The organism is Paenibacillus kobensis NBRC 15729, assembly GCF_004000825.1.
GTDB classification, from domain to species: domain Bacteria; phylum Bacillota; class Bacilli; order Paenibacillales; family Paenibacillaceae; genus Paenibacillus_T; species Paenibacillus_T kobensis.
Genome location: NZ_BILZ01000038.1, coordinates 21,826 through 33,449, shown reverse-complemented (window position 1 = coordinate 33,449; position 11,624 = coordinate 21,826). Strand labels below are relative to the sequence as shown.

The window sequence follows — 11,624 nt, the reverse complement described above, 5'->3', positions numbered from 1 at the left end:
GGATTTACGCACTTGTTTATATAAAACTATTTGAAGAGGAGATGGGTTTATGGAAACGGCAGTACAATCGGGCAAATCGATGTTGAAGAACAAGAAGGGTCTGACGTTGATCGAGCTTCTGGCTATTATCGTCATTATCGGTATTATCGCTGCAATCGCGATTCCGGCGGTTAACAATATGATCTCGAAGTCCAAAACGAGTTCGGATGCTGCGACGGATCGAATTGTTCAGGAAGCGGCGGTTCGTTACGGCATGGATAATACAGTAACTGATGATCAGGAGATTAACATTACGGAACTGCAGACCAAAGGATATTTAACTACATTGCCTGACTGGAATGATACCGCCAAGAAGAAAACTAAGGTGACATTCAATATCGATGCTAATGGAGTAATTACGGCCACGTTGACTAAATAAACCAAAGAAGAACCTAAATACAGGTACGCGTATTACTTAAAAAAAGGTAACCCGTCCGGGTTGCCTTTCTTTGCTGAATTGCTTGGCTGCCTATCATTTTACGAAAGAACAATCCGAACATCAGGGGGAGTCTGATCCATGCTTCAACCTCACATCTATCTCGCCCTCTTCGGTTTTTCGTTGGCGATGCTGCTGAACCTTCTTGCGGAGCGGCAGCTAGATCATCCGTTCGCTTGGAGGGAGCAGGAGCTGCCGCTTCCAAGTCGCTTATATGCTGGCGGATTCGTGCTGACGTTTCTGCTGCCGTTCGTTTATGTCGTCATCGGCTCGGGTTGGGAGCTTGTTATCGTTTATACCTTGCTTATCGTGCTCTATCTGACGACGCAGACCGATCTGGCCGAGATGATCATTCCGGACAAGTTCGTATTCGCCGGACTGGCGGTGGCGTCGGGGCTTCGGCTGACCGATCATCCGTTGCCATTGTGGAATTACTTGGCGGCGGCGTTCGCTGGAAGCGGATTTCTGCTTGTCGTCGGTGTCGTTGCCAGCCGATTGCTCCGGCAAGAGGCAATGGGCGGCGGCGATATTAAGCTGTACGTGCTGATCGGTGTTGTGCTTGGACTGAAGCTGACTCTGCTTAGTATTTTTGTAGCTAGTGTTGTTGGATTGATCGTTGCACTCATTCATAAGTTGATAGGGAGCGGAGGGAAGATTGACAGACCAATGCCATTCGGCCCCTCTATAGCAGTAAGCGCGCTGGTGTGCTGCTTATGGGGAGACCGGCTGCTCAGTTGGTACTGGAGCTCTATGCACGCCTAAAACTCTAGGGATTTCAAAATGGCGAGGGGATGCACCCGATGAACAATCAACGCGGACTAACGTTAATCGAACTGCTCGCGTCGATAACGCTGCTTGCTTTCGTCGTGATCACCGTTACTTTCGTGCTTCAGCAGTCTTCGCTGTTCTCCAAGTCGAACAGCGACAAGGAGAACAACGTACTTATTGCCAGAACCGTAATGGAAAACATCAAATCAGGTCTCAAAACAGGCGACACGGTAACGTTGTACGGATCTGCGGTATCGCTGTCCGGCCTCAAGGCAAATTCGAATGCCGCTCTGCCGGCGTTATTGATTCCTAATTCCGCTAGTCCGAAGGTGCGGGTTGATGTGCGGACGCTGCCGATTCCAAGCGGTACCGTATCGATCCGTACCGATGCTTATCATATCGGCGATTATTTCAGACTCGTTCAAGTGACGGCGACGGAAATGGCCACGAACCGCTCTTACAGTTTGAAAGCTTACGTTGAATACAATTAGCCAAGGAGGCTGCCTATGCTGCCGCAATGGATGAATCGCTGCATCAAGAAGACTCGGCAAGGCGATGGTGCTGCCTCCTTCACGACCATACGTAAGACGAATGCCGGACTTACGTTGGTGGAAGTGCTTGCTACGATTGTCCTGATCAGCGTTGCTTTCACTGCCGTGTTTTTTGTTATTAATCAGACGCACAACGGCGTTAAACAAATCACTTCACGCGAACAGATGATGGACGAGTCCCGTACGATCATCAATCATATCGTTCAAGCTTCCCGCCGCGAATCGGCGGTCGTGACAGCGGACCCTGCCCGTTCGCTGGACTTGAAATACGAATCGGGCGGTCAGGTCGCTTATAGTTACGATGCGGCAAAGCATGAGCTGTCCTATACGTCGACGGTCAACGGAGAAACACGGTCTGGCGTACTATCGGCCCATGTGGGCAGTGTCTCATTCACACCGGACCGTGCGGGCCGGCGAATCGATATTTCGCTAACGATGACAACGCCCGGCGGCGGAACATACGTTGCCTCGACGGTCGTCAATCTTCCATCACTATGACTTACTGCGAGGGAAGAAGCTGTAGAAGGGACGACGACGTTCATCTATTTGGCAAAGGAGAGGAGCATGCTGCATGTTAAAGTCTCAACGGGGCAACACGTTAATTCTTGTGCTCGGATTCGTTATGATACTCGGACTGCTCATTATCCCTCTTACTGGAATGTTGAACAACGGTCTGCTTCACTCTGCGACGGATGGTACGACAGAAGCGGCATTTATTCAATCCGAATCAGCTGCCGTCGTCTATAAACGGCTTTATGCGGAAGCGCAGGCCAAAGGTACCGAAATGACCGAGGCGGATGCCAGGCAGCTCGCTGCCGGGATCACGTCTCTTGGATTATACGACCGGCTGAACGTGGATGTGACGCCAGCGAGCGGGATGCCGGAGCGGATAGCGTTCTCGTCCTGGAGCGGAGCGGGGCAGCAGGAACGCGGCCAGACGGTCGAACTGCAATTCGCCTATAACGAGCAGACCGGCGGCGGCGGTCTGGCGCCGAAGGATGACGTCTTTTATCGCAAGCATGCGGTCATTACGGACAAACGGAATTACGATTATTTGTTCACGTATTGCGGGTCGGAACGGCCAAGTGAAGATTTTATCGGAAAAAATTATGATCGAGCCAAATATACGACCGAATTTAACGAGTATATGGACCGCTACACCGGTTCAGCGTTCGACGAACGGTTCAGCAGAAGGCCGCAGCCGCTGGCTCCGCTGGCCGTGCCGGATACGGTGACAACGATACCGAATGTGAAGACGAAAAGTACACCGTATACGTACAAGGCGGGCGGACCGGGCGTGAAATATGACGGTGATGTCGAGATAACGGAGACTAAGAAGGACTCTCCTTATATCATTGGCACGATGACGACGCCGGGGTATACGGGCATTGCGATTCAAGCCGCAGGCAACCTATCCATTGCGAGCTGGAACGAAGGAGCCACCATTAATGGAAAGCTTGTTGTGGGAGGCTCCCTTGCGGCCCCCGGAAGTACGTCGCTCACCATTAATGGGGACACATTAATCCGAGGGAATATGACGATCGGGCAGATGGGCCTGCTCATCGTGAAAGGCAACTTGATAGTGAACGGGAATCTTGCATTTACTGGATCTGTTGGCAGGTTGGTCGTTGAGGGGGATTTAATCGTAGGCGGCAACTTCTCGATTGCTGGTCATATCAGTGAACTAAAAGTACAAGGGACGTTCAGTTCCGGGAAAGATATGAAATTCACAACAGCCGACCTTATTTCCGCAGGTAAGTGGACCGCTTCGGGACTGATAGACGGTAACGACCGAAACTCGATTATTGCGGGGGGCAGCTTCAACTTTACGCAGATCAATGGGCTTAAAACAACCGGCGATTGGAGTATGGCGTCCTCTAATTCTTTCGGGAAAGTTAGCAATGTAACGTTGGGCGGTTCTTTCCTGTCTGGGAGCAGCGCTGTTTTTCAATCCAAAGTCAATGAATGGTTCATTCCAGGGGATATCAGTGTAGGCGGTACATTGACCGTTGAATCCGTGAGCAATTTGCATATTGGAGGCTCCTTGTATGCTGTTGCCGGCGTCACCTTGAGTGATATAGGAAATTCATTTGTGGTTGATGGTTCTATGTTATCGCGCGGTCCAATCTTGTTCAGTAACACCTTTAAAATTATGAAAGTAGCGGGAGATATTATATCACCGCAGACCATTACGTTCGCGAACACCGTTGATGACCTGAATGTCGGGGGGTCAGTAGTATCAGGATCGGATCTCACATTCAAAAACTCCGTAAATAAATTAAAAATTGAGAAGGACTTACTATCATCCGGCAACATCACATTTGAAAATGTCATCGGATCTCTGTTTACAACAGGCGGTATGACCGCAGCCCTTAAAAATATTGCGATGCAAAATACGATTAGCCATCTGACGTTAGGCGGCTTTTATGCAGGGGGAACTCTTACTCTGCCTGATTACTATAGAGAAGATTGGGGCAATGGCAGGAACGCCATCTGCATCAACTACAATCCGCCGTCCGGCGGGAAGACGGTTGCACCGTCCAAGCAGCTTATTATTACGTCGACGTGGAGCTCGCGCAGCTACCGGAGGCCATAATTCGGAGAGGAGGGGCCGTTATGAAACAGGACTCCATATGGAATAAACAGATCGACTGGAAGCGGCTTTTCACACCGAGTCCGAAGAAACCGGGCCGTCCGCCATTGAAGCCGAGCCTGCCATCGAAGCCAAGTGCGAGTCGGCCGAAACAGCTGAGTGAGCTATGGAGAACAATGAAGCGGCCGAGCTCGTTCCTTGGCATGGAAATCACGGACAGCCACGTGAAGCTGTGCGAGCTTGAGAACAACTCGGGAGGCGTACGCGTGCTGCAGTCGGCGAGGATCGAGCTGCCTGCGGGTGCGATGAGCGACGGCCGAATCGTGGATTCGGCAGAGCTGGAGCGGACCATCGGCGAGCTGCTGGCCAACCGCTCTTGGAGCAGCCGGAAGGTTCATTTGGCCATACCGAGCCAGATGGTCATGATGAAGACGGTGAAGCTACCGGATCTTCCGGACAAGCAGATTGAGAAGCTTCTGCGCTATGAGTTAGCGCATGGTCTCAGTCTGCCGTTCGACCGGCCGTATTACGATTATTACCGGATTGGTCCGGTTATGGCGGATGATAGTAGGATGGAAGCGGAGTTCGAGGAAGGCACGGGATTGGCCGGGCCTCGCGCTTCGGAAATGCTGTGCGAGGTGGCGATCGTTGCAGCACCAACGGCGCTGTTGGAGCAATATACGACGCTGCTGCACGATGCGGGGCTCGAGCCTGTCAGCTATGAGGTGAAGTCGTTCTCCTTGGCGCGGCTCAATGAGAGAACGTCGGCAAAGGCAGAAGCAGCAGAAGAAGGAAAAGCTGGAGAAGCTGGAGATGCGGGCACCTGTATCTTGATGGACGTGAACACGACGAACTGCGAGATTACGATTGTGGATGAGGGCATTATTCGAATTATGCGCAATGTCGAGGTTCAATTCGAGCGTGGGGGAAGCCCGCATGCGGCATCTCTGTCCCCGCTGTCGTATTTGCTGGATGAAGACCATCATTTCAATAATGCTTGCCAGGACATTATAGCCGAGCTGGAACGGCTGCTTAACTTCTACCGCTATAAGCTGAACCGCCGCGACCGAGAATTCAACCGGATTATGCTGACGGGCAGTCTTGCGCGAATGGACCGGCTGCGGGAGACGCTAAGCAGCCAAATGTCCCGCCAAGTCGAGACTGCGCAGTGGGGGCTGCTCAAGCTTGCGCCGGATTCCGCCGCCATCGATGTCTCCGCGTATGCGGTACCGATCGGATTAGCGATGCGGGGGAGAGAATGATGAGAACGATTAATTTATTGCCCCGCGTTCCTTATATCGTCAGACGAAAAAGCTGGCTCATCCTGTTGGCGGGGTCATGCGGACTGCTGCTGCTCGTCGTGCTTATTTTTCTTCATATGCACTGGGAGGACGACCGATCGTCCATTGAACGTGAGATTCAACAAGTGTCGGAGGAGGTGCGCGAGCTCGAGCACTCGACGACGAAGACGGAGACGACCACTGCATTCGACCAGGCGATTAACATGTCGCATGATCTAGAGAAGCAGCAAGCCGATTGGGAGATGCTGCTCCAGCCGCTGCTGGGCTCCGTTCTGATGGACGGTCAATTGATGACGATTGAGGCTGGCGAGGACCGGAAGTTAAAAGTGACGAGCGTATTTTTGTCGGAGGAAGAAGTTACAATAGCGCTCGCGAAGCTGGAAAAGGCGCCTGAATATAAGGATATGAAGCTGTCCATAACCGAGCATGTGAAGGGAGAGACGCCGGGGAAACTTAGTCTGGTCCGGTCGGACGGGCAGAAGCTAAGGCTGGATAACGTCGATTATTACACCCTTGCGCTTGAAATCGAGATGAATGAACGGCAGGAGGAGAAGACGCCATGATCCCGTCCCAAAGCTACAAGCATCTGTATGAGCAGCACATCCATAAAGCAGCTTGGAAAGTAGCCGGATCAGTCGCTGCCGCTGTATTGTTGAACACGGTGGTCGTACTTTGGTTTCTCTTGCCTGCCTACAACCGGCATCATGATGCGGCCCGTGAGCTGGCATCGCAGCGGCTGGCGCTGGACGCGCTGAAGCAGAAGCCGATTGTGCAGCAGGCGACAGATTCGGGAATTGCCGGTATCATGAAAAGGCTGCCTCCTCGACTATTGCTGTCGGAGCTGACGACGACGATTCGGGAAGCCGCTGCGCAGCGGGAAGTTCTATATGTGAAGCTGCAGCAGGACGATGCCGCGCAGCAGGCAAATTCCGGGACAGCTGCTGGCGCCTCGGAGCAATCGGGACAGACAGCGCAGTCTTCGAACGGTTCGCCGAACGAAGTGAAGTTTCGCTTGACGATGTATGGCGATCTTCGTTCGCTTATTTCATTTGTAACCTTATTGCAGCATCAGGAGAAGCTGCTGATTGTTGATTCGATCAAGTATCAGAAGCTTGAGGATACAGAGGGATCGACTTCTCTTCAATTGCTCGCACAGCTGCCGTCGTGGCGGGCCGGTAAGATTGGCTACTCGCTGGAGTTGACGTTCCGGGCGTTCGAGCTTCCGGCATCGGTCAGCAGCAAATTCGAGAATATTTCCGTTGCAATGAACTAATCTGGATTCTTAACGCTATATGGAATGAGCAGTGGCAGACACCGAGGAGGTGGGGCTGTCCGAGGCTTACTCCATATAGCTTTATTATTTGAATTAGGTTGTTGGGAGGAACGTTTTGGAAGAAGCAGCATTAGGGTATTAATGGGGTAGTTGGGCGACAATAGGGTGAGCGATGTTTGTTTAGGAGGATGAAGCGTTGGAATACCGGATGGAGAAAGATACGATGGGCGAGATCCGCGTTCCCGCGGATAAGCTGTGGGGCGCGCAGACGCAGCGAAGCTTGGAAAACTTCCGTATCGGCGGCGACCGGATGCCGGTTGAGGTCGTTCATGCGATGGCGGTCGTGAAGAAGGCGGCGGCACAAGCGAACGGTGAGCTTGGCGTCTTGGATACGGAGAAGTCCGAGGCGATTGGCCAAGCAGTCGATGATATATTGAACGGCGAATTGGACGATCAGTTCCCGCTCGTCGTCTGGCAGACCGGCAGCGGGACGCAGACGAATATGAATGTGAACGAAGTGGTAGCCCGGCGCGCGAACGAGCGGCTGGAGCAGCAAGGAAGCGGGACGCGCATTCATCCGAATGACGATGTGAACCGGTCGCAGAGCTCCAATGATACGTTTCCGGCGGCGATGCATATTGCTGGCCTGCTGGCGGTTGAAGAGACGCTGCTGCCGGCGCTTGCAGAGCTCCGGGATACGTTCTCTGCGAAAGCAGAACAATTCCGCGGCATCGTCAAAATCGGCCGAACGCATCTGCAGGACGCAACGCCGCTGACGCTCGGACAAGAGGTAAGCGGCTGGCACGCGATGCTCGCCGAGACGGAGGCGATGCTGCAGTCGAGCCTCGGCGGGATGCGCAGCTTGGCTCTCGGCGGTACGGCCGTCGGCACCGGCATTAATGCGCATCCGGGCTTCGCGGCGCTCGTGGCGGAGAAGGTGAGCGGGCTGACGGGTCAATCATTCGTGACGGCGCCGAATAAGTTCCATGCGCTGACGAGCCATGATGCGATCGTGTACGTGCATGGGGCGATTAAGGCGCTTGCAGCCAATCTCATGAAGATCGCGAACGACGTTCGCTGGCTTGCCAGCGGCCCGCGCAGCGGCATCGGCGAGCTGATTATTCCGGAGAACGAGCCGGGCAGCTCGATCATGCCGGGCAAAGTGAATCCGACGCAATGCGAAGCGCTGACGATGGTCGTCTGTCAAGTGATGGGCAGCGATGCGGCGATCGGCTTCGCGGCGAGCCAGGGCAATTTTGAGCTGAACGTGTTCAAACCGGTTATTATCTACAACTTTATGAAGTCTGTACGGCTGCTCGCTGATGCGATGCGCTCCTTCAACGAGCACTGCGCAGTCGGTATCGAGCCGAACGAGGGAACCATCCGCCGTAATTTGGAGCAGTCGCTCATGCTGGTCACGGCGCTCAATCCGCATATCGGCTACGAGAATGCGGCGGCGATTGCGAAGAAGGCGCATAAGGAAGGCACGACGCTCCGGGAAGCGGCGGTCGCAAGCGGCCTGCTTACCGGCGAGCAGTTCGATACTTACGTCCGGCCGGAGAATATGGTCGGTCCGAACGCATAGATCGTAAATACGAAAGTCCGCTCTGTACATGCGCGTCGTGCGCTTGTGCTGGAGCGGACTTTTTGGCCTGGAAAAAAGGTTGCGTGCACTGGAATCGAGCCGATCTGGAGCGTTCCGGCCCCGGCCCTGACCCTGACTAATGGCGGAGCTTGTTCCTTCTTCTTCTGACAATAAAGGCGGTTGCTGCGAGAGCGAGAAGAAGGGCGGCGATTGCCGCAATGATAATATGGCGGATATTCGGAACGTTGACCGCAACTTGTACCGTATTCGGTTCGGTGAGCGACAAATGCCAGACGAGCGTCCTGCCCCGGTCCTGGGCGGCATCGGCGTTATGCGACTCGGCCGGAATCGGCAGCGTCAGCTTGAATTCGAAGCTGAGCTGGCGAAGCACCAGACTTCGCACGAGCGGAGAGAGGGAGTCGAGCCGGGCGGTTAGCTTCTGCCACGTTTCATTCGGGATTAACGATTGCAAATCCGTTGATGCTGTCACTTGCTCCCTTGTGACGAACCAGCCGTGTGTATTCTGCTCGCGCGTGACCGTAACGCCGGGAATCGGCGCTTCGGCATGTTCGGTTAGATCCAATGATTTGGTTGCGCGCAGACTTTGCTTGCCGCCGCTGGATTCGATGGGCCGGACGGTAAAGCCGTCATCGTTCAGCCGCTGGCTGAGCTGATCGAGCAGCCGTTCATCGGCGACAGCTTTCAGCGCTGTTCCGCTTAGCGTGAACGACAGGTCGAGCTTGCCCGTCCCGTTCGCTTTTACCGTAAGATGGGCCTCGCCTTTCGCACAACTGCTCAGAATAGCAGATAGGCCGATTAGTAATAAGAATAGAATAAGCCATCTGATGGCGGATAGGGATAATTTCAAGGTTATTCACCGCTTTTGGGTTAGGGTAGGTGATCTGATCGAAATGCTGCTTGCGGTCGGACATGCATACTATCTATACGATAACCTTCTGCGGCTGCCAGATCAATAACGAGCCGCTCGCGCCGGATTGCCGGTGTGGTATAATAATGGGATGAAGACGGATTATCGGGAAAGAGCGTGAATATACGATGCACTTATTGTCTGTAGAACATTTGACGAAGACGTACGGCGAGAAAACGCTGTTCGAGGATATTTCATTCGGCGTCGCGGAAGGCGACAAAATCGGCATCATCGGCGTTAACGGCACCGGCAAGTCGACGCTTCTCAAAGTGATTGCGGGCCAAGAGACGGCGGATTCCGGTCAAGTGACGATGTCGGGACGGGTTACGGTCCGCATGCTGGCGCAAAACCCGGCTTACGATCCGGAGGAGACGATTCTGGAGCATGCGCTCGGCGGCGACTCGCCGCAGCTTGCGGCTGTGCGCACCTATCATGAGGCGCTGCAGTCGCTCGAGTTGAATCCGTCCGACGAGACGCTTCAGCAGAAGCTCGTTGCGGCGAACGCCAAGATGGACGAGCTGGATGTCTGGCAGTTGGAAAATGAAGCCAAAACCGCGCTGTCCAAGCTTGGACTGAACGATTTCTCGCTGCGGATGGGCGTGCTGTCCGGCGGTCAACGCAAACGGGCCGCGATGGCAGCGGCGCTTGTGCAGCCATCCGATTTGCTGATCCTCGACGAACCGACCAACCATATCGACAACGAGTCGGTGGCGTGGCTGGAGTCGATGCTGCAGAAGCGGCGCGGCGCGCTGCTCATGATTACGCATGACCGGTATTTCCTTGACCGGGTAGCGAACCGGGTGCTGGAGCTGGACCGGGGACGCGCTTATTTCTATGAGGCGAACTACAGCCGGTTTCTTGAGCTGAAGCTGGAACGCGAGGAGCGGGAGGCGGCATCGGAGGCGAAGCGGCAAAATTTGCTCCGCAACGAGCTCGCATGGATTCGCCGCGGCGCGAAAGCGCGGACGACGAAGCAAAAGGCGCGCATCGACCGGTTCGAAGCGCTGAAGGCGCAGGCGCCGAGCCAAGCAGGCGGCAAGCTGGATGTGTCGATTGCATCGTCCCGTCTCGGACGCAAAATCGTCGAGCTGGAGCAAGTCGGCCACAGCTTCGGCGGACGTACGCTGTTCCGCGATTTCAGCTATAAGACGGTGCCGGAAGACCGTGTCGGCATTGTGGGCCGCAACGGCAGCGGCAAGTCGACGCTGCTTAAGGTGATCGGCGGCAGGCTGACGCCTGAGCTGGGCGTTGCGGAGATCGGCCCGACGGTGAAGATCGGCTGGTTCTCGCAGGAGCACGAGGAGATGGACGAGTCGCTGCGCGTCATTGAGTATATCCGAGAAGGCGCCGAGCAAGTGAAGACGGCAGACGGCAGCAGCGTGTCGGCGACGCAGATGCTGGAGCGGTTTCTGTTCCCGCCGGCCATGCAGTGGACGTACATTAACCGGCTGTCGGGCGGCGAGAAGCGCCGGCTGCAGCTGCTGCGCGTACTGATGGAAGCGCCGAACGTGCTGCTGCTCGACGAGCCGACGAACGACTTGGACATCGCGACCTTATCGGTTCTCGAGGATTATTTGGAGGACTTCCCGGGCGTCGTGTACATTGTCTCCCATGACCGTTATTTCCTCGACCGTACCGTAGACCGGCTGTTCGCTTTCGAGGGCGGCGTCGTATCGATCCATGCCGGCAACTATACGGAGTACGAAGAGCGGACAGGCGAACGCGATGCGGGAGGTGCAGCGGGCGGCGACAGTTCCTCCGGCAAGCCGGCGGCGGCAGCGAGCGGAGCGGGTGCTCCGACCGGCAAGCAAGGAGGCGGCAGTTCAGCGGCGGACAGCGGAAACGCGGACGGAGGCGGCCGCGCCAAATCGCTTAAGATGTCGTACAAGGAGCAGAAGGATTTCGAAGCGATAGACGGCTGGATTGCCGAGACCGAAGAGGCGTTGGCTGCGGTCGCGCAGCGTATGGACGAGTCCGGCAGCGATTCCTCGCTGCTCCAGCAGCTCATCGTCGAGCAGGGGCAGCTAGAGGCGAAGCTTGAAGAGCTGATGGACCGCTGGACGTACCTGAACGAGCTCGCCGAGCAAATCGAAGCTCAGAAGCGGAACAAGTAAACGGATGAGAGGCGTGCAGAGGATTCTGCACACCTC

At 55.0% G+C, this 11,624-nt stretch carries 11 protein-coding genes; 10 read left to right on the top strand and 1 reads right to left on the bottom strand.

Annotated features, from left to right (window positions below; translation table 11 throughout):
* Window positions 1–49 precede the first annotated feature (49 nt).
* From PKO01S_RS19620 to fumC, 9 genes are all read left to right on the top strand, one after another.
* The gene (locus PKO01S_RS19620) at window positions 50–418 is read left to right on the top strand and encodes a prepilin-type N-terminal cleavage/methylation domain-containing protein (RefSeq protein ID WP_127533141.1); all 369 of its coding nucleotides are present in this window, start codon (window positions 50–52) and stop codon (window positions 416–418) included.
* Window positions 419–556: 138 nt separating this feature from the next.
* Entirely contained in the window at window positions 557–1,237 is a 681-nt protein-coding gene (locus PKO01S_RS19615) for a prepilin peptidase (RefSeq protein WP_127533140.1), read from the top strand.
* A gap of 38 nt (window positions 1,238–1,275) precedes the next feature.
* Entirely contained in the window at window positions 1,276–1,734 is a 459-nt protein-coding gene (locus tag PKO01S_RS19610; protein WP_164779676.1) for a type II secretion system protein, read from the top strand.
* Between the two features lie 15 nt (window positions 1,735–1,749).
* Entirely contained in the window at window positions 1,750–2,292 is a 543-nt protein-coding gene (locus PKO01S_RS19605; protein WP_127533138.1) for a prepilin-type N-terminal cleavage/methylation domain-containing protein, read from the top strand.
* A 73-nt stretch (window positions 2,293–2,365) separates the two neighbouring features.
* Window positions 2,366–4,390: an autotransporter outer membrane beta-barrel domain-containing protein gene (locus PKO01S_RS19600; protein WP_127533137.1), complete on the top strand. Its 2,025-nt coding sequence runs from the start codon at window positions 2,366–2,368 to the stop codon at window positions 4,388–4,390.
* A 20-nt stretch (window positions 4,391–4,410) separates the two neighbouring features.
* Window positions 4,411–5,649 carry a type IV pilus biogenesis protein PilM gene (pilM, locus tag PKO01S_RS19595; protein ID WP_127533136.1) on the top strand — a complete coding sequence of 413 codons (1,239 nt, stop codon included), beginning with the start codon at window positions 4,411–4,413 and terminating at the stop codon, window positions 5,647–5,649.
* A complete protein-coding gene (locus PKO01S_RS19590; protein WP_127533135.1) occupies window positions 5,649–6,251 on the top strand; it encodes a hypothetical protein in 603 nt (200 codons plus the stop codon). The genes pilM and PKO01S_RS19590 overlap by 1 nt, the downstream gene beginning before the upstream one ends.
* On the top strand, window positions 6,248–6,961 hold the full coding sequence (locus tag PKO01S_RS19585) for a hypothetical protein (RefSeq protein WP_127533134.1): 714 nt from the start codon (window positions 6,248–6,250) through the stop codon (window positions 6,959–6,961). The genes PKO01S_RS19590 and PKO01S_RS19585 overlap by 4 nt, the downstream gene beginning before the upstream one ends.
* Window positions 6,962–7,157: 196 nt before the next feature.
* Window positions 7,158–8,546 carry a class II fumarate hydratase gene (gene fumC, locus PKO01S_RS19580; protein WP_127533133.1) on the top strand — a complete coding sequence of 463 codons (1,389 nt, stop codon included), beginning with the start codon at window positions 7,158–7,160 and terminating at the stop codon, window positions 8,544–8,546.
* Between the two features lie 136 nt (window positions 8,547–8,682).
* Here the strand turns inward: fumC and PKO01S_RS19575 are convergent, their stop codons facing one another.
* The gene (locus PKO01S_RS19575; protein WP_127533132.1) at window positions 8,683–9,414 is read right to left on the bottom strand and encodes a DUF3153 domain-containing protein; all 732 of its coding nucleotides are present in this window, start codon (window positions 9,412–9,414) and stop codon (window positions 8,683–8,685) included.
* A 188-nt stretch (window positions 9,415–9,602) separates the two neighbouring features.
* Here PKO01S_RS19575 and PKO01S_RS19570 point away from each other — a divergent pair, with 188 nt between their 5' ends.
* Entirely contained in the window at window positions 9,603–11,588 is a 1,986-nt protein-coding gene (locus PKO01S_RS19570) for an ABC-F family ATP-binding cassette domain-containing protein (protein ID WP_127533131.1), read from the top strand.
* Window positions 11,589–11,624: the final 36 nt, after the last annotated feature.

Bases quoted from the DNA above. Each gene is read 5' to 3' on its own strand.
- PKO01S_RS19620 (WP_127533141.1), top strand. From the start codon at position 50: ATGGAAACGGCAGTACAATCGGGCAAATCGATGTTGAAGAACAAGAAG.
- PKO01S_RS19615 (WP_127533140.1), top strand. From the start codon at position 557: ATGCTTCAACCTCACATCTATCTCGCCCTCTTCGGTTTTTCGTTGGCG.
- PKO01S_RS19610 (WP_164779676.1), top strand. From the start codon at position 1,276: ATGAACAATCAACGCGGACTAACGTTAATCGAACTGCTCGCGTCGATA.
- PKO01S_RS19605 (WP_127533138.1), top strand. From the start codon at position 1,750: ATGCTGCCGCAATGGATGAATCGCTGCATCAAGAAGACTCGGCAAGGC.
- PKO01S_RS19600 (WP_127533137.1), top strand. From the start codon at position 2,366: ATGTTAAAGTCTCAACGGGGCAACACGTTAATTCTTGTGCTCGGATTC.
- pilM (WP_127533136.1), top strand. From the start codon at position 4,411: ATGAAACAGGACTCCATATGGAATAAACAGATCGACTGGAAGCGGCTT.
- PKO01S_RS19590 (WP_127533135.1), top strand. From the start codon at position 5,649: ATGAGAACGATTAATTTATTGCCCCGCGTTCCTTATATCGTCAGACGA.
- PKO01S_RS19585 (WP_127533134.1), top strand. From the start codon at position 6,248: ATGATCCCGTCCCAAAGCTACAAGCATCTGTATGAGCAGCACATCCAT.
- PKO01S_RS19570 (WP_127533131.1), top strand. From the start codon at position 9,603: ATGCACTTATTGTCTGTAGAACATTTGACGAAGACGTACGGCGAGAAA.